Below are 20,438 nucleotides of genomic sequence, written 5' to 3'. Positions count from 1 at the left end.
CATCGGGAGCACCTACGCCGAACGTACCTCGACCGCGCCCGGTGCCGCGCCCTCGGCCCCAAAGACCAGCATGCGGGTGGCGACCTTATCGGTGAAGAAGCGGTCGTGGCTGACCACCACCACGGCACCCGGGAAGTGGATCAGCGCGCGCTCCATGACCTGGGTGCTGGCCAGGTCCAGGTGGTTGGTGGGCTCGTCCAGCAGCAGCACCGAGGCTCCCGAGAGCAGGCACTGCGCCATCGCCACGCGAGCCCGCTGACCACCGGAGAGTTCGCGGATGCGCTTCTTCTGGTCGGCCTCGGAGAACTGGAACATGGTCAGGAAGCGGCCCACCGACTTGCGGGTTGCGCGCAGCGCCAGGCTGTCGGGCATCGCGCCGACGGCGTGAGCCACGGTGTCCTCGGGGTCAAGCTCATCCAGCACCCGGTTATAGGAGATGGTGCGCACGCCCCCGGCCCAGGCGGCCTCGCCACGGTCGGCCTTCTCCTCGCCGGTGAGCACCTTCAGCAGGGTGGATTTTCCGCTACCGTTGGCCCCGATCACCACGATCCGGTGGCCGCGTCGAATCTCGAACTCCACATCCTGGAACAGGGTGCGCTCACCGTAGGACTTGCTCAGGTCGGCGACCCGGCACAGCACATCCTTAACGTGTAGTCCCCCGTAGATGTCGGTGAGGATCTCATCCACCGGGCGCGGGGCGCGGGACTTCTTGATCCCCGCGAGCTGCTTTCCCAGCCCCTTCCCGCCGGCTTTGGCGGCCTCGCGACGGTCGGCAATCCCCTCGGCCTCGAACGCCAGCAGCTCGGCCTCATGCTGATACTGCTGTTCCAGGGTCTTCAACCGGAACTGCTTCTGCACCACGTATTCGGCGAAGTTTCCCGCGTACTCGTGCAGGTGGTAGTTCTCGACCTCGATGATACGGGTGGCCACCGCGTCGAGGAACGTGCGGTCGTGGGAGACAATGATCGCCGCCCCGCGGAAGGTGCGGAACCAGGTTTCCAGCCACTCCACACCGGCCACATCAAGGAAGTTGGTGGGCTCATCCAGCAGCAGCACATCGGGCTCTTCGAGCAGAATCTTTGCCAGGGCCGCGCGGTTGCGCCAACCACCGGAGAGCGAATCGATCGGGATACTGCGGTGGGCCTCGGAGAAGCCCAGCACGCTCAGCGCACGCTCGATCTTGCGGGTGTAGTCCCAGCCGTCGATGCGTTCCATCTCGGCGAAGAGTTCGGCCTGGCGCTCGATCAGGGCGTCGAGATCACCCATCGGATCGGCGGCGATGGACGCGTCGATCCCGGCCAGTTCGGCCTCCACCGCGTGTACGTGGCCGAACAGGCCATCCAGGACCTCGGTGATCGTCGCGGTGCCGTCCAGCTCGGAGAACTGCGAGAAGTAGCCGATCTTAATGTCGGGATCCAGGGTCACGGTCCCCGCGTCGGGATGCACCTGCTCGAGGATCAGCTTCAGCAGCGTGGTTTTTCCCGAGCCGTTCCGACCGATCAGACCGATCCGATCCCCGGCGTCCAGCTTGAGGAACGCCTCCCGCAGGATCTGTGCGTTTTCATAGCGGACGTGGACGTCGTTTAGCCGAACCAGGCTCATGCGGGTGCTCCTCGGGGTGCGGACGCACAACCTGCGCCACACCCAGTTTAGGTGGAGGGGGACGTGTGACCCGGCGATCCGCGCGGACCGCTACCCGATCCAGGCTCGCACGGCGATGACTATCCCTCGTGCGGGATCAGTTTGGCTCCGGCGGCATCAACGCGCGCGTAGGCACCGGCTAGGTGATCGAGGGCCGCGGCCGCATGGGTGAGCGAGGCCACCTGCGCCTGAAGCTGCGCGCGGACCCGGTTGTACATCGCCAGGGCGGCGACCTGAGCCTCACCCTGCCAGGACTGTGAGAGCTCGGTGATCGCGCGGTCCAGCGTCGCGAGTTCACCCGTCAATGCACGCGCCTGGGCGGTGAAAGTGTGACTCATTTCCCGAAGTTTTTCCGGGGTGCTGGTCAGTTCCATGATGCTCCCTAGTAGCGGATGCCGGTGGTGTCGGGCCCGGGTTCGGGGAACGCCGCGAGCGCGTCGGCGCGCAGCTGGGCGGCAATCTCCGAGTCCGTACCAAAGGCCTCGGCGGCGCGATCGGCAAACCGTTGGGCCGCCTGAAACTGGGCCTGTGCGATGGTGGTTTCCACCAGCCGGGAGAGGTCTGCCGGGCGCAGTGAGAGCGCGGCGTCGGCAAACTGTACGGCGCTGATCGCCCCGCCTACCCGCGCGGTGACGGTGACCTCTCCGCGCGGCGAACGCACGCTGGCCTGCAGTGTGCGGGCATCATCGGCGAGCGCCGAGGCCCCCTGGGCGTTGGCATCCGCCTGCGCGGAAATCGCCTGCAGCTCGGCACGGGCCGCCTCAAACTCATCAATCGGATCCTGCTCAAGACTCATCGATTCTCTCCCCTACTCGTGTTTCCCCTGCGCGGCACCGGTCGCCCACGCACCGTCATTGTCATTGTCCTGGGGCATCAGCGCGGCACCACCAGGTTCTCGGGAACCGCCGGAGCTTCCCCGGGCCACTTCCCCAACCGCTCACGATTCTCATCAGAACCCCAAATTTCTGAGTACGAATTATTCAGCAGCAACCAGACATTGACTTCGGTGTATCCATTTTCCGCAGGACCACGATGCGTCTGCGAATCCTTCTTCACCCAGCCTGCATCTTCACCAGCTACCACCAGGTCCAGATTGTCAGCAACATTGCAGAGACACTGAATATAGATCACCGAGTTAGGCATATACCCATCACGAACAGACCAAGCTGAACGAGACAAGTAGTCGACAAGGCCCCCCGGATCGGCAATCCGGTATCCAGATTTCAGTTCGAAATCGAAGGTAAACCCGGTGTTACCTTTCACATTTGGTTTTCCACCGGAGGCTTTTAGGAACTTCAACCCCGGAATTGTTGCAAGTTTCGCATCCAACTCGGCCTGAGTCTGCCCACCACTCTTCGCAAACCGAGGAATCTCCGGATATGGGTTCGAGGTCAACACGCAACCGGTGAGCCCTAATAATACGGTCAGCCCCAGACTTGTCATGCTCAGAATTCGAGAGTGTTTAACGGCCATATTTGAGCCGATCCCGGAATCGTCCCTGCATGTCCGACCAGATACTGACATCTGCAATGCCTGCAAACGCCGGGTTCGATTCAACTGGCGCACCCAAATCATGTTTTCCGATAATGGTATCCGCGTACGCACCAGTTACTTGCAATCGTGCACGGCCATTTTCGGACGTAATACGGAAAGCCACCTCACCTGGCGCTTCAGGATGTCCGTCTTCAGCGCGAACTGTAAACCCATCGGGCGCTATCTGGTTGACCACGATCCCTCCTGTGGTCACTTCTGGAATTGAGGTACCAAAAAGTGACGTCTGAATGCGCTGATTGACGTGTGTAAGTTGGGCATTAAGTTGGCTGTTGTCGCCGACACGTGATGGAACAAAAATATGCCCGAACTCATCTCGAAATAACTTATTTAGCTCTTCGGTAGTCAAATCACTAGGCCCAAGATCATAGCTGTGTTGATAACCACGAGGGTACTTGTCCGTGAAAGCGAGTTCCGACCCCGGATACGGCGTCTGTGAGGGGTTCTCGATCGAGCCGTTGGGACCTCGGCGTTCCCCGCCGGGTGCCACCGAGACCGGGTCACCGCCGGGGATCGAGTTGACGATCTGTCCGATGGCCGCGTCGATGGCCGCGTGGAACGGCACGATGGCGCGAAACAGATCGGTGATCAGGCGCACCAGCTCACGGGCCGCCTTCAGGGCGTTGTTCATCGCGGCCGCGCAGGAGTTCACAAAGCGTTGCACGCTCCGGGTGAACTTCGAGATCGTTTCAGCCTTCTTCTCCAGCTCCCACGGCATACTGCCAAACACCAGATCCGCCACGGTACTGGCGAAGTTTGCCAGGTTCAGCAGGGCCTCACACACCAGCGAGCGCACGGTCTCAAAAATCGTCACGCACAGCTGCAGCGCCTGAGCCACCGACTTGGTCCAGTTCGATACCGAGTGCGCGCCACTCGACACCATCTTCAGGGCAAGGGCCAGAGCCTCCGCCGTCAGACCCTCAAGCTGTCCCTCCACGGCATTGGCCTGAGCCTTCAGCGCATCCCGGATACTCGCCACATCGCCGGTGGTGGACTCCCATCGCATCGAGGCCTGATACACCGCCGCGGGCTGCCCGCTCACCTGATCCAGAAGCGACAGAAGCGGCTGCACAAACGTGGCCAGCGGTCCCACAAAGCTCGGCGGCGAGGTGCACATGTTCGCTCCGCCGGTTCCGCCCGATGCGGTGCTCGCCCAACCGTTTCCGGCAATCTGGGCGGCCAGCGCATCCGGAACCGCGGTCTCGCTCAACACGCTCATCCGGTCGGTCCGATCTGAATCTGGGCGATGATTCTGGCCGCCTCGTCCTCGATTCGGGCGAACTCGGCATTGGTCTGGGTGGTTCCCCGGGCGGTCAGCTCGGCAAGCTTCGCCAGCGATGCCAGGGTCTCCCCGATCTTCGCCCCGAGCTGATTACCCGCCACGGCGACCGGCGCTCCCGCAAGCCCAAACGCATTCCCCGGAATGGCCGAGGACAGGGCCGACTGCGCCGAACGCAGCGTCTCGGCGGCCTGTCCCGCCCCGGTGGCCGCGGCAGCCATGATGTCACTGTCTTGTACGATCCGTTTTCCGGACGCCACACCAAACTCCCCCGTGTTGTCTGACACGGTCCGGAGCAAAATGCGTCACGGACCGATTTCGAGGCTATCATGTGTGCAATATGCCGCAGGGGCCCCGGACAGGGCGGACAGCACGATGCCCGCCCATCTCGACAAGGTCAAGATGGGCGGGCATCGAACACACTACGGCTTGACCGCCCCCAGCTGTGCCCGCGCGTGTGCCAGCACCGCGGTGTCGGCACCGGCGTCGGCCAGTGCCAGCAGACCCGCGCCGAGGACCGGCGGCGCATCCACGATCACCAGTTCGACGCGGGCCGCGGTTTCGGCCAGGCCCGCACGCGTGCGTGCCAGCAGCAGCGGATCGCGCGAACGGGCCACGCCGCCGCCGATCACCACCTGCACGGCCTCGTCCGCCAGGTCGAGGTCGTTGATGCAGGCCCGGGCGTAGGCCACGATCTCATCGGCCTGACGTTCCACCACCGAGATGGCGACCGGGTCGCCGGCGGCGGCGGTGGACATCATCAGCGGCGACAGGCTCGACAGCATCGAGTACGGTCGGCGCCCGAAGTGGATATCCTCGGTCACCTCGCGCACGCTGCCCGCCCCGGTGGCCGCCAGCAGCGCATCCACCAGAAGGGTTTTGGGTCCGCGACCATCCTCGGCCCGGGCGGCGTGCCAGAGCACGTCGCTGCCGAGGCTTCCGCCGCCACCCCAGTCCCCCGAGATTCCGCCGAGCGCGGTGAACCGGTAGCTTTCGCCGTCGGCCCGCAGCCCGATCGCGTTCATGCCGGTACCCACCACGATCGCCACCGCGTTGGGGGCATCGCTGCCCGCGCGCAGTAGCGCAAAGAGGTCGTTATCCAGCAGCAGGTTGGATCCGGCCCAGGCCTTATCCTTGACCGCCTCACGATAATCGGCGATCTCCTGGGGCAGGTCCAGCCCCGACAGGTACAGGCTCGTCTGCACGAGCGCGGACGGATCGATCCCCTCCAGGACCGCCGTCATCACCGAGTCCACGGTCCGAACGGACGCGGCCAATCCCTCAACCTGCGGACTGGACCCGCCCCGGCGGGCGTGCGCAATCAGCTCGCCCTTCAGGTTCAGCAGGACCGCATCCGTCTTCGAGCCGCCGCCGTCTACGGCGACCACATATCGGGCCGAGGGGTCGGCCGAGAGGGGACTCACGCCCACTCCAGGAACGAGGCGTTGGCGGCCATCAGCCGGTCCGTAAGCTTCTCGGCACGATCGTGCTGGAGCACCAGCGGGTGGGCGCGCATCGCCCGCAGCACGCGGTCGCGGCCACCGTTGATCGCCGCGTCCAGGGCCAGGCGCTCATAGCCGGCCACCGCCGAGATCAGACCCGAAATGTCATCCGGTAGCGCGTCGATGGGCTCGGCCACAAACTTGCCGTCGATGTACTTGGCCGGCACCTCGATCACGTGGTCGTCGGGCAGGAAGGGCAGGCTGCCATCGTTACGCAGGTTGACCACACGCGAGATGTCCTGGTCGCCGCGCATCAGCGCGAGGACCTGCACCGCGGCCTCGGAGTAGAACGCGCCGCCGCGCTTTTCCAGGATCGCCGGCTTGGTGTCCACGCTCTCATCGGCGTAGATGCCCAGCAGCTCGTTCTCGATGGCCCGCACCGCGGCCGCACGCGACTCGTTGTGCAGCTGCTCGTGCAGCACCTCATCGTGCGCGTAGTAGTAGCGCAGGTAGTAGGAGGGCACCACGCCGAGCTGGCTGAGGAGGGCGGCGGGGAGCTCCACCTCGTCCGCGAGCTCCCCGACGGTGTTCTGGAGCAGCCCCGGCAGACGGTCCTGACCGTCCACGCGGATGCTACGCTCCCAGGTCAGGTGATTGAGGCCGACGTGGCCGAGCTCAACCTTGTCCGGCTCCACACCCAGGGTGTTGGCGAAGCGGCGCTGGAATCCGATGGCAACGTTGCACAGACCAACGGCACGGTGGCCGGCCTGCAGCAGGGCCCGGGTGACGATGCCCACGGGGTTGGTGAAGTCGACGATCCAGGCGTCGGGCTTGGCGTACTTCTTCACGGTGTCGGCGATGCTCAGCACCAGTGGAACCGTGCGCAGCGCCTTGGCCAGGCCGCCGGGACCGGTGGTCTCCTGGCCGATGCAGCCCACCTCGTGGGGCCAGGTCTCATCGGATTCGCGGGCATCCTGCCCGCCCACCCGCAGCTGGATCAGCACCGCGTCGGCACCCTCGACACCGGCGATCAGGTCGGTGGTGGCCAGCAGCTTGGCCGGGTGGCCGGCGCGGGCAAGCATCCGGCGCGAAACACCGGAGACCAGCTCCAGGCGGCGCGGATCGGTGTCTACCAGTGCGATTTCGGTGAGCGGCAGGACGTCGCGCAGCCGGGAGAATCCGTCGATCAGTTCGGGGGTGTAGGTCGACCCACCGCCAACAATGGCGAGTTTCATGAGGTTTCCGTTCGTCTAAATAAAAAGAGTAAAGAGCTAACCAACCAGGATCCGCGCCTCGAGGCGCTGGCGGATCTGGTCTACAAGGAGTTGCCGTGCACCCCAGAGCACCGCCGAGGGTCCGGTGAGGCTCGTGCGTACGGCGAGTTCGGGGTGGGCATCACTCGTGATGCCCCGTGCTACCCGGGTGGCAAACGCGTCTCCGCCGGCCACGCCGGTGGGTCCGCCGAGGACAACGAGGGCCGGGTCCAGGACCGCGAGCACCGGGTCCAGGGCGAGGGCCACGCGATCGGCCAGGGCCTCCAACGCCGCCGGGTTCTCACCCAGTCCGCGCACGGCCTCGGCATAGTCGCCGGTGCGGGGCAGGCCCAGCAGCTCCAGTACCGCGGGGCCACCCAGCAGGTCGGTGGTGTCGGCAGGTTCTCCGGTATCCGGGCGAATCGCCGCCAGGTAGCCGATCTCCCCCGCCCCGCCGGCCGCGCCGCGGTGCAGAACGCCGCCCAGGTCGACCCCGACACCGAGGCCCTCGCCGAGCCACAGCAGGGCGAAACTACTCGCGTCCTGTGCGGCACCGGCGGCGCGTTCGGCCATCGTGGCCAGGTTTACATCGTTTTCCAGGGTGATGTCGATGCCCAGCGCCGTCTCGATCCGCTCCCGCGAACCGGTCGCGGGCCAGCCCGGCAGGGTGTCGCTCAGCGAGAGTCGGTCGCGTTCGCGCCACACCGCCGCCTGTACCCCGACCGCGACCGCGGCCACGGCATCCACCGAGACTCCGGCGGCCGCACAGGCCGCGTCGATCGCCGCGCGGATATCGCCTTCGGGCGAGCGCTGCCGCCCGGCCAGGGGAATCTTGGCGATGGGGTGTTCGGTGCCGATGGCATCCACCAGCACGGCCTCCAGGAACCCCGCGTGCATGCTCACCGCTACGCCGGTGATCCGATCCGCCCGCACCCCGTAGGACACGGCGGTCGGGCCGCGGCTCCCCGAGACCTCCCCGACCGGGGCGATCAGCTCGGCGCCCTCCAGGCGCGCCAGCATCTGCCCCGCGGTGGGCTTGGACATCCCCGACAACTCCCCCAGCTGCGCCCGCGTGAGCGGACCGTGGGTCAGCAGCAGGTGCAGCGCGGTGCGGTCGTTCTGCACCCGCAGCCAGGTGGATGTTCCCGGATCGATGTGTGTCTGTGTCATGTTGTTATCCCCTCCGCACGGACCTCGGCTCGCAGCTGCCCGAGTCGATCGGGATCGGCCGCGGCTTCTAGCAGGGTACGCGTGTATTCGTGCTGGGGGTTCAAAATGACGGAGTCGGGCTCGCCGCGCTCCACAATCTTGCCGCGATACATGACCATGATCTCGTCGGAGAAGTGCCGGGCGGTGGCCAGGTCGTGGGTGATGTAGAGCACACCCAGTCCCTCGCTGCGCTGCAGTTCGGCGAGCAGGTTCAGCACGCCCAGCCGGATCGAAACGTCCAGCATCGACACCGGCTCGTCGGCCACGATGTAGGTCGCCCCCGGGGCCAGGGCCCGGGCGATGGCCACCCGCTGACGCTGTCCACCGGAAAGCTCATGCGGACGGCGGTCGGCATAGCGCGAGGCCGGGGTCAGCTGCACCCGCTCCAGCAGCTCATACGCCCGCTCCTTGATCTGCTTGGAGGAGAGGTGCGGATGATGAATGCGCAGCGGACGCTCCACGTGATGCAGGATCGTGTGGAACGGGTTGAGCGAGGCAAACGGGTCCTGGAAGACCATCTGCACCTTCGAGCGGTAGCGCTCCAGGGCCCGACCCCGCGTGGGGGCGGGGGCTCCGTCGAGCAGAACCTGTCCCCCGGTGGCGTTTTCCAGCCGCGAGATGATCCGCGCGACCGTGGACTTGCCCGATCCGCTCTCCCCCACCAGGGCGATGGTACGTCCGGGTTCGAGGGTGAAGGACACGTCCGAGACCGCGTGCAGCACGTTGCGCTTGAAGCCCGAGCGCAGCGTGTAGTCGCGCTTGAGGTTTTTGATTTCCAAGGTCGAGGGACCGTTGGGCTTGGCGTGACTCATGCGATACCTCCGGACTGGGCGGGAGCCTTGGCTGGCGTTTCCCCGTGGCCGAGACGAACAAAGTCGCCCCGCTCGCCACGCAGGCTGGGGAAGCTGGCCAGCAGCTTCTGGGTGTACTCGTGCTGCGGGTCGTGATAGATCTTCTCGGCGTCGTCGAGTTCCACGATCGCCCCGTCCCGCATGATCGCGATCCGGTCGCTGATCTCGATCAGCAGCGGCAGGTCGTGGGTGATGAAGATCACCGCGAAGCCCAGCCGCTCGCGCAGCCGCATGATCTCGCGGATGATTCCGCGCTGCACCACCACATCCAGTGCGGTGGTGGGCTCGTCCATGATCATGACCTGCGGGTTGAGCGCGAGGGCCATCGCGATCATGATGCGCTGCCGCATACCGCCGGAGAGCTCGTGTGGAAACGCCCCGAGGCGGTTGGGGTCCACCCCAACCAGCTCGAGCAGTTCCGCCGAGCGCTCGCGACGCTGGGCCTTGCGCATGCCCGGACGGTGGGTGATAAACACATCCTCCAGCTGAGCCTGAACGGTCATCACCGGGTTCAGCGAGTTCATCGAACCCTGGAACACCATCGAGACCTTGTCCCAGCGGAAGCGGCGCAGCCCCTCACCGGAGAGACCCACCACGTTGATGTCGGTGCCGTCCACGTCGTGGAATTCCACGTCGCCGCCGGTCATGACCGCGGGTGCCTTGAGCAGGCGGTTCAGCCCGTATGCGAACGTGGTTTTCCCGCAGCCGGATTCTCCGGCAAGACCGAGGATTTCGCCGCGGTGCAGGGTCAGAGATACATCCTTGACGGCCTGCACGGGCGGATCAACCTCATAGGTAATGCTCACGCCGTGGGCGGTGAGGACCGGGGTGGCACTCATGCGATCGCTCCGTTTTCGCTGACGCTACGACCCTCGCGGTTGGCCTTGCGCTGGTTGCGCGCGGCCTGCGGTGCGAGGCGCAGCTTGGGGTTGACGATCTCATCGATCGCGAAGTTAATCAGGGACAGTCCGGTACCCAGCAGGGCGATCAGCGCCCCCGGCGGAATGAACCACCACCAGGCCTGGCTGCCCACGGCCTGCCCGGTCTGGGCATCGTTGAGCATGGTGCCCAGGGTGATCGATCCGGTCGGGCCCAGTCCCAGGTAGGACAGGCCGGCCTCGCCGAGGATCGCGAAGATCACACCGAAGATCAGCTGGGCCGCCAGCAGCGGGACCAGGTTCGGCAGGATCTCCACAAAGATGACCCGCAGCGGACGCTCGCCGGCCACCCGGGAGGCGGCGACATAGTCACGCATCCGCAGCGACTTGGCGGTGGCGCGCAGCACCACGGCGGATCCGGCCCAGCCGGTGATGCCCAGCACGATGGCCACCAGGAACGAGCTTCGGGCAAACGGCCCCAGCCCCTCGGTGTTCTGCACGTAGGCGGCGATGACCATGACCAGCGGCAGACCGGGGATCACCAGCATGATGTTGGTGAGCAGGGTCAGGATCTCATCCACCACCCCGCCGAAGTATCCGGCCAGCACACCAAACAGGATGGCCAGCAGCAGCGCCAGCGCCCCGGCAACCACACCCACAAACAGCGAGCCGCGGGTACCCCAGGCGAGCTGGGCGAAGACGTCGTAGCCGAGCTTGGTGGTACCGAGGATGTGTCCATCCCCCGGTGGCAGCAACGCGTCGTTACCGGAGAAGCGCGGGTCCTGCACAAAGAACGGTGCCAGGATTCCGAACAGTGCGATGACCACCACGATGATGATGCCGGTCAGCAGCTTGCCGGAGATCCGCGGCAGCGGCCGACGCTTGCGGTCGTTCTTGGCGATCCGAATCGTCGCGAGGGTCGAGGTGGGGGTGGGTCCGGTACGAACCGGGACCTCGGGCGTCGTGTTGTCAGCCACGGTGTCTCACTCTCGGGTCAATAAATCCGTAAATCATTTCCATCAGGAAGTTCGCCGCGAGCACCGCCAGGGTGATCACCAGGAACACGCCCTGCATCAGCGAATAGTCCAGGCCCTGCACCGACTGGATCATCAGCTTGCCAATACCCGGGTAGCTGAACACCTGCTCGGTCACGATGGATCCGGCGACCACGAAGCCCAGCGCGATTCCGAAGCCGGCCAGGCTCGGAATCACCGCGTTGCGGGCGGCGTAGCGGGTGCGGATCCGGCTCGGGGTGAGGCCCTTGGCTTCGGCGGTGACCACATAGTCCTCGGACATGGTCTGCACCATCATGTTGCGCATGCCCAGCAGCCAGCCGCCCACCGAGGAAATCACGATGGTGATGGCGGGCAGGATCGCATGGACCACGGTGCTGCCGAAGAAGGCCCAGCTCCACTCGGGTCCGCCGGGGAAGTCAAAGACGTCGTATCCGCCGATGATGGGCAAGACACCCAACTGGACGGAGAGGACGGCGACCAGCACGAGTGCCAGCCAGAAATACGGGATGGACTGCAGGAAGGTGGTGGCCGGAACCAGGTGGTCCACCCAGGTTCCACGCTTCCAGCCCACCCAGGCGCCGGCCACAATGCCGAGCACGAAGGAGAGCACGGTGGCGACGCCGACCAGAATAACGGTCCAGGGCAGCGCCGCCCCGATCAGCTCGATAACCGGGGCCGGATACCGCGTCGAGGAGATCCCCAAATCTCCCTGCAGAATCCGACCCCAGTACGCGATGTACTGGTCCCAGAAGGTCATCCCCTTTTCAGCACCGAGCATCGAGGTGATCCCCCGAATGGTTTCCTCGGAGAGGGGCCTGCCTCCGTTTGCACGCCGGAGCTTCCCCAGCATGATCGCGGCCGGGTCACCCGGCAACAACCGTGGCAGAAGGAAGTTGAGCGAAACCGCAGCCCAGAGCGTGATGACGTAGAACAGGATTCGTCGAACATAAAAAACCACGTTCAACCCCCCTTAACTTGTGTGGTGATGGCCATGGGACCCATTCCTACTTCGCGGGCTTCAGGTGGGTGAGAACGATAGCCGAGGCGGTGGACAGGTAGGGCAGCGGTGCCGCGTACAGGTCCTTCTCACTCGGCCATCCGGTGTAGTCCTTGGTGTTGAAGAACGCCTGGCTGGCGTTCAGTACCACGGGGATATAGGGCAGATCGCGGGCGATCTCGGTCTGGATCTTGGCGTAGGCGTCCTTCTTAATGGCCTCGTCCTCGGTGGCGGCTGCCACCTTCACCTCGGCATCCACGATCGGGTTGCTGTAACGGGCGTAGTTGACACCCTTGACCGGCTGCTCCCCCACCTTGGCGGTGGCCGGGGTCGAGAAGTAACGGTCGTAGGTCGAGTACGGGTCCGCCACCAGCGACTGGGTCACGCCGTAGAGTGCCATCTGGAAGTTACCGTTCGCCAGCGGGGTCCAGTATTCGGCCTCGGAGACGGTGCGGTTGTTGATGCGGATGCCGGCCTTTGCCGCCTGCTCGCTGATCAGCTTGGCCGCGTCGTTGTAGTCGGTCCAGCCGTCCGGGGAGAACAGGTCGATCTCGAACGACTTGCCGTCCTTACCGTAGAATCCGTCGGATCCCTTGGTGTAGCCGGCGGCCTCGAGGATGCCGTCGGCCTCGGTGATGTTGGGCTCCTGCGGGCTCTTGGCGAGGTCCGGGCTGGAGAGCCACTTCTCGTCGCGCGGAAGCAGGGCGAACGAGGGTGAGGCGATGCCGGAGAGTCCGGCGAACGCCTTGTCGCTGATCGCCGAGCGGTCGATGGCCACGTTGATCGCCTGGCGCACGGCCGGGTCGGTCTGTGCGCCGGTGCAGCCCAGCTCCACCGAGGAGCAGGTGAGCATCGTGGTGGGGTCCTGCTGCTGGTTGAGGGTCGAGATCCGGCCGTCCTTGGTGATCGCGTCGGGGTTGGCGATGAACTGACCCACCCAGTCGATCTTGCCGGTCTTCAGCAGGTCCTCGGAGGACTGGTTGGAGTCGATACCGATAACCTGCACGGTCTTGACCGCCGGGGCACCATCACGGTACTCGGGGTTTGCTTCGACCGTGTAGGCCGCGTCGCTGAAGGACTTCAGCACGTAGGGTCCCGAGCCCACGGGCTTGGGGTTGGTCTCGGTGGTGTAGTCCTTAATGTCCTTCCAGATGTGCTCCGGAATGATCCAGGTGGAACCCAGGATCAGCGAGGCGGCGGTGAACTTGGGGACCGAGTAGGTGAGGACAACGGTGGTGTCATCGGTGGCTTCTACCGAAACCATCTCGGGGTCCTTGTTGGGACCGTAGCCGAAGGTGAAGGCGACGTCCTTGGCGGTGAGGGCTGTTCCATCGGACCACTTCTGATCGGCTTTGATCTTGATCGTCAGGACGGTGCCATCTTCGCTGTACTCGTACTTGTCGCCGATCAGGCCGGTGGCCGGGTCTGCGGAGAGCTGGTTGAAGAAGAACAGGGGCTCGTAAATCGGGCCGAACGTGAAGTGGGCGGCGGTGTCCACGGAGAACGGGTTGAAGTTGTTGTTGATGGGGGTCATCGATCCCGACCAGACCCGCAGCGGTCGGTCGGATCCGCCGGATCCGCCCTCTCCGTTGCTGGCACACCCGGTCAGGGTGAGTGCGAGTGCTGCCGCACCGGCGGCGAACATCATGCCTAGTCGTTTGCGTCGACTCGTGGCCATAGTAAAACCTCTTCTCATGAGCGTTAGAGCTGGATGGTGAAAGGTGTTGCTCGACAGCATCCTTGCTGTCTGTTCTCAGGAGATTATAGGAAAAGGGGTTTCTAGTAAAGCACTTTCTTGTTTATTTCCGGTCACGATTATGTTTCGCAATCACCCTTGTGTGTTCATCATGTTTCCGGAACGGCCCCGCACCCGCGGGCGCGGGGCCCGCCACTACTTCGCCGGCCTCAGCCGGGACAACACCACCCCCGAAGCCGTGGCCAGGTAGGGCAACGGTGCCGCGTAGGGCCGCGAATCGCCGGGCCAACCGTTGAAATCGCGGGTATTGAAAAACGCCATGCTCGCGTTGAGGACCACCGGGATATACGGCAGGTCACGCGCGATCTCGGTCTGAATGCGGGCGTAGGCGGCCTTCTTGATTCCCTCGTCCTGGGTCGCGCCGGCCTCCGCCACCGCCGTGTCCACGATGGGGTTGCTGTAGCGCGCCAGATTCAGGCCCGTGGCCGGCGGCTGGCCGACCGGCGCCGTGGAGGCGGTCGCGAAGAAGCGCTCGTAGTTCGAATACGGGTCGGCAACCAGGGACTGCGGCGCACCGTACAGCGCCATCTGGAAGTTTCCGTTGGTGGTCGGGGTCCAGTACTCGGCCAGGGACACCGTGCGATTCTTGATCCGGATTCCCGCGGCCGCCGCCTGCTCACTGATCAGCTTGGCCGCGTCGTTATAGTCGGTCCATCCATCCGGGGAGAACAGATCGATCTCGATCGACTTCCCCTCCTTGGCGAACACCCCGTCGGCACTCCGAACATAACCGGCGGCCTCCAGAATCGATCCGGCCTCGGCCGCATTGGCCTTCTGCGGGCTGGTTTCAAGTTTCGGATCCGTCACCCACTTCTTATCCCGCGGCAGCAGCGCGAACGAGGGGGACACCACGCCCGACTGGCCGGCAAACGCCTTGGACCCGATCTCGCCGCGGTCGATGGCCACGTTGATGGCTCGGCGCACGGCCGGATCGGTTTGCGGTCCGGTACATCCCAGCTCGGTCGAGGAGCACGTGAGCAGGACCGTCGGATCCTGCTGCTGATTGAGGCTCGAAATGGTTCCGCCCGAGGTGATCGATTTGGGGTTGGCGATGAACTGCCCGGCCCAGTCGATCTTGCCCGTCTTCAAGAGATCTTCCGCCGACTGGTTGGAATCGATCGCGATGTTCTGCACGGTCTTCACCGCGGGAGCCCCGTCGCGGAAGTTCGGATTGGCCTCGACGGTGTAGGACGCATCGGTGGCATTTTTCAGCACATAGGGTCCCGAACCGATCGGCTTTTGGTTGGTCTCGGTGGCGAAGTCGGTGATGCTCGACCAGATGCGCTCGGGGATGATCCACGTCGCCCCCAAGATCTGAGGTGCCGCGGTGAACTGCGGCACCGCATAGGAGAGCACCACGGTCGTGTCACCCTCGGCCACCGCCGACACCAACTTCTCGGACTTATTGGAGCCGTATCCAAACGAGAACGCCACATCCTGCGCCGTGAGCGGCGTACCATCGGACCACTTCTGATCGGGTTTAATCGCCACGGTCAGTACCGTCCCGTCGGCGTTGAACTCATACGAGTCGCCGATCAGACCGGTGGGTTTTTCATCGGCGAGCTGGTTGAAAAAGAACAGCGGTTCGTAGATCACGCCGTAGGTGAAGTGGGCGGCCGAGCCCGGCGCAAACGGGTTGAAGTTATTGGCGATCGGTGAGGTAGCCCCCGACCAGACGCGGAGCGGGCGGTCGGCCCCCGCCTTGCCTCCCCCGCCGTCGGCGCACCCGCTGAGCACCAGCGCCGCCGCGGCGACCACCGCCATCAGGGCTGCGAACTTTCTCCTGCGTCTTGTCGACATGGACGGTCCCTCTTTTCTCGAGCATCATCGCCGGAAGGGCCCACGCTTCGATGCAAAGACCCTGCGGGCGACACTACGAAAATCCCCGCTCCCGGTATAGCGGTCCGGTGTTATCCGAGGGCATCGTTGCCCGCAATCTCGGGAAAATCCTGCGAAAACCCGTTCGGACCCACTTGCGGACATTCAGGACAGACTTCGTGTTTTGCGCGGTTCGCGGTCTAATGGAGGAGGTGCCTCCCGCGAGGGGACCGCGACACAAAAGGAGCAGTCATGCGCGCAACGATAATTCATGGAGCCGGCGATGTTCGGGTCGAGACCGTTCCCGACCCCGTCATCCTCGAACCCACCGACGCCATTGTCCGCATCGTCCGCGCCTGTATCTGCGGCTCGGACCTACACCCCTTCCACAACAAGCCGGCGGGAAGCGACCCGCGTGCGATCGGTCACGAGTTCATCGGCGTGGTTGAAGACACCGGCTCGGCCGTGCGGACGGTGTCCCGCGGCGACTTCGTGATCGCTCCCTTTGTGTGGTCGGACGGTACCTGCGAATTCTGCCGCGAGGGCCTGTTTACCTCGTGCCTGCACGGCGGCGACTGGGGCGATGAGAACGTGGGCGGCGGTCAGGGCGAGGCCACCCGGGTCCCCCAGGCCGATGGCACCCTGATCCCGGTTCCCGGCATCACCGAGGACTCCGACCTGCTCCCCTCCCTACTCACCCTGTCCGATGTCTACGGCACCGGCTACCACGCGGCCATCACCGCGGGGGTGCGACCGGGCGAGACCGTCGTGGTCATCGGCGACGGCGCCGTGGGGCTGCTCGCGGTCCTCTCGGCCAAGCAGCTGGGTGCCGAGAAGATCATCCTGATGGGACGCCACGAGGCCCGCACCAACCTGGGCCGCGAGTTCGGGGCCACCGACGTGGTGTCCGCCCGTGGCGAGGAGGGCATCGCCCAGGTGCGCGAGCTCTCGGGCGGCCACGGTGCCCACCGCGTCCTGGAGGCCGTGGGCTTCCTCCCCGCGTATGAGCAGGCACTCGGAGTGGTCCGTCCCGGCGGCGCGATCAGCCGCGTGGGTGTGCCCCAGTATGTCGAGGCCCCCGCGGGCCGCGTGCTCTTCCGCCCGAATGTGACCCTGACCGGCGGCGTCGCACCGGTCCGCAAGTACATCGACACGCTCCTGCCGCTGGTGCTGGATGGCACCGTCAACCCGGGTCGGGTCTTTGATATGACCGTCTCGATCGAGGATGTCCCCTCGGGCTATGTGGCCATGGACGAGCGCCGCGCACTCAAGGTCCTGGTCAAGCCGTAGATCATTTCGCCCCTGCCCGGCCGGTTTATCGCGCCAGGCAGGGGTGTTTTGCGCCCTCGGGCACCCCGGACACGGCATCCGCACCCGTGAATATCGCGGATCCGCCAGCTCGCGTCGGATCAACAACACACATTGGCACTCGACACTCTTGTCCCCTCGAGAGTGGACAAATATCGTTGGAACAGCAAGGCAAGGCTAGCCTTAGCAATATTTTGCTTCGGCATCCTCTCCACGCAGAAAGCTGTTTGTGTTGTTCGATTCTCCCGCTCGTTCGGCAACCCCCGCACCGGTGCCGACTGCGCGCACCCGCGTCCGCCTGGGGCGACGCCTCGGCTGGCTGATTCTTGCCACCTGCGCCCTGGTGGCGCTGTGTGCTGCAAGCATCGCGATCGGCGCCAAACCGGTCCCCCTCGCCCATATTTTGCCGACACTGATCGACCCCGACCACTTCGACGACGGGGCGATCATCACCGGGCTGCGTGTCCCGCGCACGGTGCTTGGCCTGCTGGCCGGGGCGGCCCTCGGCGTGGCCGGCGGCGTGATCCAGGCGTTCACCCGCAACCCGCTGGCCGACCCGGGCATCCTCGGGGTGAACGCCGGGGCCGCGCTGGCGGTCACGATCGGCGTCGCGTTTTTCGGGATGAGCGCGATCGGACAATACCTCTGGCTGGCCCTGGCCGGCGCGATTATCGCGACCGTGGTGGTGTGGATGATCGGAGCCAGCGCCCGCGAGGGGGCCACCGCGCTGCGGATGACCCTGGCGGGGGTGGGGGTGGCCGCGGTGCTCGGCGGTATCTCCTCGACGATTCAGCTTGACCACCCCTCGACCTTTCAGAAGATGGCCGGCTGGGGCTCGGGGAGCCTGCTCGCCCAGCCTCTGTCGGCGGCCGTGGCGGTGGGTCCGGTGATCGTGATCGGCATCCTGCTGGCGGTCATCGCCTCCCGCGGGCTCAACGCCCTCGCGATCGGGGACGATGTGGCCACCTCGCTCGGCACCCGGGCGAACATCACCCGCACCCTGGCGATTTTTGCGGTCACCCTGCTGGCGGGATCCGCGACCGCGCTGGTGGGGCCGATCGCATTTGTGGGGCTGATGATTCCCCACGTCGCCCGGGCGATCGTGGGACCCGCGCAGGGCTGGATTCTCGCCTACTCAGTGGTGCTGGGCCCGTGCCTCCTGCTCGCCGCGGATGTGGCCGGACGCGTTCTGATGCAGCCGGCCGAGCTACCGGTGGGGCTGGTGACCGCGTTTGTCGGGGCACCGGTGCTGATCCTGCTGGTGCGCCGCTCCCGGGTGGCCGCGCTGTGAGCCGGATCGACACACGGCGCGCGGCGGGCAGGGCGGTTTGGTGGACCCGGCGGCGGTCGATGCGGGCCGTGAAGCCTCCCGTGCACCTGGTCTGGCGCACCCGAGGGCTCTCGTTGCGGATACCACGTCGTACGCTGATCGCGGTCGCCGGGCTCCTCCTCATGGCCGTCGTCGTGGGCGTCTTTTCGCTGGCCACCGGCGACTACATCCTGAGCATCGGGCAGGTGGCGGGCGCGCTGTTTGGGCACGCAACCGGAATCGAATCCACGATTGTGCTGGAGTGGCGCCTCCCCCGTGTCCTCACCGCGCTGCTCTTCGGCGCGGCACTGGGCCTTTCCGGCGCGATTTTCCAGTCCCTCACCCGCAACCCGCTGGGCAGCCCGGACATCATCGGGTTCGATACCGGCGCCTACACCGGCGCGCTGATCGTGATGCTGGTGCTGAACCTCCCCGGCGGAGTCACCACCGCCGCGGGCGCGGTCATCGGCGGGCTGCTGACGGCCGCCGCCGTGTACGTGCTGGCGTATCGCAACGGGATGGTGGGATTTCGGCTGATCGTGGTGGGCATCGGCGTCACCGCGATGCTGACCTCGGTCAATACCTGGCTGATCCTGCACGCCGATACCCAGCAGGCCGTGAATGCCGGATTCTGGGGTGCGGGGTCGCTGGATAGATCGGGAATGGATCAGCTGAGCATCGCGATCATCCCGCTGCTGGTGCTGTTTCTCGCGGCGATCCTGATCACCCCGGCGCTCGGTCTGCTGGAGCTCGGCGATGATGCGGGGGCCCAGCTCGGTGTCGCGGTGGAGCGCACCCGGCTGCTGGCGATCATCATCGGAGTTGGACTGAGCGCCCTGGTGACCTCCTTTTCCGGGCCGATCGCATTTGTGGCGCTGGCGGCCCCGCAGATCGCCCGACGTCTTGCCGGTGCCGCGGGCATCACCTTTCTCCCCTCCGCGCTGACCGGTGCCGCCCTCCTCCTCACCGCCGACGCGATCGCCCAGCACGCGCTGCCCGACCCGGTGCCCGTGGGCCTGGTCACGGTGATCCTCGGCGGTGGCTACTTTGTGTGGCTGCTGGTGGCCGAGGGCCGACGCCGCTAACCCTCAGAATTTCTATCCCCCAACCCCCGATCGAAGGACCCATGAACACACAGTTCCGATTTCGTAAGACGCTGCTCGCGCTGGGTGGCGCGGCTCTCGCCCTGGCACTCGCCGCCTGCAGCACCAGCGCCCCCGGCGGCGAGGATGCCTCGGCATCCGCCGCCACACGTTCGGTGAGCACCGCCAACGGGTCGGTCAAAATACCCGCACACCCGAAGCGGATCGTCTCGATCCACTCCTTCAGCACCGAGTCGCTGCTGGACTTCGGGATCACCCCGGTGGGTGTCGAAGACGCCGGCGCCGAATACGTTCCCCAGCGCTACCTCAAGCGCTGGGAGCCGATCGAAAAGGTGGTGCAGGGCGGAAAGGTCAACCTGGAAAAGATTGCCGCCCTCAAGCCCGACCTGATTATCGGCGTGGACGTGCCCTACCTGCGCGATGTGTATCCCAAGCTTGAGGCGATCGCTCCGACCGTGTTTGCCCCGTTCGATGAGAAGAGCACCTGGGCCACGTATCCCGCCTACACCGCCGACTACATCAACGCCGAACCCAAGCTGACCGAGCTCAAGAAGCGCTACGACGACCGCATTGCCGAGGTCTCCAAGACGTATGCGGATCAGCTGGCAAAAACCAAGTGGGCCATCATCCAGGGCGGCTTTGACGACGGCAACTACTGGATCTACTCGGATAAGACCCAGGTGGGCACCGTGCTGAGCGCCCTCGGCGCAAAGTTCGCCTCGGCCACCGCGGGGACCCCGGCCGGTCAGAACCAGTCGGTGTCGTATGAGCGCACCGATCTGCTGAGTGACGCCGATGCAATCGTCTACTACGAAAACAACGACGGCACCCCGGCCAATAACATCGCCAAGCTGTTTGCCCTCCCGGGCTATCAGGAGCTGCCCGCGGTCAAGGCGGGCCTGAGCATCGGGACCCAGGACTTCCTCTCGGGCTCCTACTCCGATTCCCTGGGCATCATCGACTCGATCGAGTCGGCCCTGAAGAAGATCAAGTAGCGCCGGGCACCCCGGCGAATGTGCCCCGTCCC

19 protein-coding genes are annotated in these 20,438 nt (G+C 65.4%); 4 read left to right on the top strand and 15 right to left on the bottom strand.

Annotated elements, in window-relative coordinates; genetic code table 11:
- Nucleotides 1-12: 12 nt before the first annotated feature.
- From IE92_RS0101975 to IE92_RS0101910, 15 genes are all read right to left on the bottom strand, one after another.
- Nucleotides 13-1,602, bottom strand: coding sequence for an ABC-F family ATP-binding cassette domain-containing protein (locus IE92_RS0101975; RefSeq protein ID WP_030143202.1), 1,590 nt, complete (start codon nucleotides 1,600-1,602; stop codon nucleotides 13-15).
- Between the two features lie 119 nt (nucleotides 1,603-1,721).
- Complete coding sequence (locus IE92_RS0101970; protein WP_030143201.1) at nucleotides 1,722-2,015, bottom strand: WXG100 family type VII secretion target; 294 nt, start codon at nucleotides 2,013-2,015, stop codon at nucleotides 1,722-1,724.
- 8 nt (nucleotides 2,016-2,023) lie between these two features.
- Nucleotides 2,024-2,437 carry a YbaB/EbfC family nucleoid-associated protein gene (locus IE92_RS0101965; protein ID WP_030143200.1) on the bottom strand — a complete coding sequence of 138 codons (414 nt, stop codon included), beginning with the start codon at nucleotides 2,435-2,437 and terminating at the stop codon, nucleotides 2,024-2,026.
- Between the two features lie 77 nt (nucleotides 2,438-2,514).
- Nucleotides 2,515-3,084, bottom strand: coding sequence for a hypothetical protein (locus tag IE92_RS18085; RefSeq protein ID WP_156027364.1), 570 nt, complete (start codon nucleotides 3,082-3,084; stop codon nucleotides 2,515-2,517).
- Nucleotides 3,085-3,103: 19 nt separating this feature from the next.
- Nucleotides 3,104-4,411, bottom strand: coding sequence for a hypothetical protein (locus tag IE92_RS0101960; protein WP_030143199.1), 1,308 nt, complete (start codon nucleotides 4,409-4,411; stop codon nucleotides 3,104-3,106).
- The gene (locus tag IE92_RS0101955; RefSeq protein ID WP_030143198.1) at nucleotides 4,408-4,692 is read right to left on the bottom strand and encodes a hypothetical protein; all 285 of its coding nucleotides are present in this window, start codon (nucleotides 4,690-4,692) and stop codon (nucleotides 4,408-4,410) included. The genes IE92_RS0101960 and IE92_RS0101955 overlap by 4 nt, the downstream gene beginning before the upstream one ends.
- A 201-nt stretch (nucleotides 4,693-4,893) precedes the next feature.
- Nucleotides 4,894-5,895 carry an N-acetylglucosamine kinase gene (locus IE92_RS0101950; protein ID WP_051701486.1) on the bottom strand — a complete coding sequence of 334 codons (1,002 nt, stop codon included), beginning with the start codon at nucleotides 5,893-5,895 and terminating at the stop codon, nucleotides 4,894-4,896.
- Complete coding sequence (locus IE92_RS0101945) at nucleotides 5,892-7,148, bottom strand: 6-phospho-beta-glucosidase (protein WP_030143196.1); 1,257 nt, start codon at nucleotides 7,146-7,148, stop codon at nucleotides 5,892-5,894. The genes IE92_RS0101950 and IE92_RS0101945 overlap by 4 nt, the downstream gene beginning before the upstream one ends.
- A 36-nt stretch (nucleotides 7,149-7,184) precedes the next feature.
- On the bottom strand, nucleotides 7,185-8,336 hold the full coding sequence (locus IE92_RS0101940) for an ROK family protein (RefSeq protein ID WP_030143195.1): 1,152 nt from the start codon (nucleotides 8,334-8,336) through the stop codon (nucleotides 7,185-7,187).
- The gene (locus IE92_RS0101935) at nucleotides 8,333-9,187 is read right to left on the bottom strand and encodes an ABC transporter ATP-binding protein (RefSeq protein ID WP_030143194.1); all 855 of its coding nucleotides are present in this window, start codon (nucleotides 9,185-9,187) and stop codon (nucleotides 8,333-8,335) included. The genes IE92_RS0101940 and IE92_RS0101935 overlap by 4 nt, the downstream gene beginning before the upstream one ends.
- Nucleotides 9,184-10,065 carry an ABC transporter ATP-binding protein gene (locus IE92_RS0101930; protein ID WP_030143193.1) on the bottom strand — a complete coding sequence of 294 codons (882 nt, stop codon included), beginning with the start codon at nucleotides 10,063-10,065 and terminating at the stop codon, nucleotides 9,184-9,186. Before IE92_RS0101930 ends, IE92_RS0101935 begins: the two co-directional genes overlap by 4 nt.
- Nucleotides 10,062-11,081, bottom strand: a complete 1,020-nt coding sequence (locus tag IE92_RS0101925) for an ABC transporter permease (RefSeq protein WP_030143192.1) — start codon at nucleotides 11,079-11,081, stop codon at nucleotides 10,062-10,064. The genes IE92_RS0101930 and IE92_RS0101925 overlap by 4 nt, the downstream gene beginning before the upstream one ends.
- The gene (locus IE92_RS0101920; protein WP_030143191.1) at nucleotides 11,074-12,078 is read right to left on the bottom strand and encodes an ABC transporter permease; all 1,005 of its coding nucleotides are present in this window, start codon (nucleotides 12,076-12,078) and stop codon (nucleotides 11,074-11,076) included. The genes IE92_RS0101925 and IE92_RS0101920 overlap by 8 nt, the downstream gene beginning before the upstream one ends.
- Nucleotides 12,079-12,124: 46 nt before the next feature.
- Nucleotides 12,125-13,795 carry an ABC transporter substrate-binding protein gene (locus tag IE92_RS0101915; RefSeq protein WP_030143190.1) on the bottom strand — a complete coding sequence of 557 codons (1,671 nt, stop codon included), beginning with the start codon at nucleotides 13,793-13,795 and terminating at the stop codon, nucleotides 12,125-12,127.
- Nucleotides 13,796-14,008: 213 nt separating this feature from the next.
- Nucleotides 14,009-15,673: an ABC transporter substrate-binding protein gene (locus IE92_RS0101910; protein WP_030143189.1), complete on the bottom strand. Its 1,665-nt coding sequence runs from the start codon at nucleotides 15,671-15,673 to the stop codon at nucleotides 14,009-14,011.
- Between the two features lie 270 nt (nucleotides 15,674-15,943).
- Here IE92_RS0101910 and IE92_RS0101905 point away from each other — a divergent pair, with 270 nt between their 5' ends.
- From IE92_RS0101905 to IE92_RS0101890, 4 genes are all read left to right on the top strand, one after another.
- Nucleotides 15,944-16,981, top strand: a complete 1,038-nt coding sequence (locus IE92_RS0101905) for a zinc-dependent alcohol dehydrogenase family protein (RefSeq protein WP_030143188.1) — start codon at nucleotides 15,944-15,946, stop codon at nucleotides 16,979-16,981.
- Nucleotides 16,982-17,228: 247 nt separating this feature from the next.
- Nucleotides 17,229-18,290, top strand: coding sequence for an iron chelate uptake ABC transporter family permease subunit (locus IE92_RS0101900; RefSeq protein WP_030143187.1), 1,062 nt, complete (start codon nucleotides 17,229-17,231; stop codon nucleotides 18,288-18,290).
- Between the two features lie 59 nt (nucleotides 18,291-18,349).
- Complete coding sequence (locus tag IE92_RS0101895; protein ID WP_051701485.1) at nucleotides 18,350-19,393, top strand: FecCD family ABC transporter permease; 1,044 nt, start codon at nucleotides 18,350-18,352, stop codon at nucleotides 19,391-19,393.
- Between the two features lie 41 nt (nucleotides 19,394-19,434).
- Nucleotides 19,435-20,406: an ABC transporter substrate-binding protein gene (locus IE92_RS0101890; RefSeq protein WP_030143185.1), complete on the top strand. Its 972-nt coding sequence runs from the start codon at nucleotides 19,435-19,437 to the stop codon at nucleotides 20,404-20,406.
- Nucleotides 20,407-20,438: the final 32 nt, after the last annotated feature.

This window comes from Mycetocola saprophilus, from assembly GCF_000718085.1.
GTDB classification, from domain to species: Bacteria; Actinomycetota; Actinomycetes; order Actinomycetales; family Microbacteriaceae; genus Mycetocola; species Mycetocola saprophilus.
Note: the sequence above shows the minus strand (reverse complement) of the source record. Positions and strands in the feature narration are given on the sequence as shown.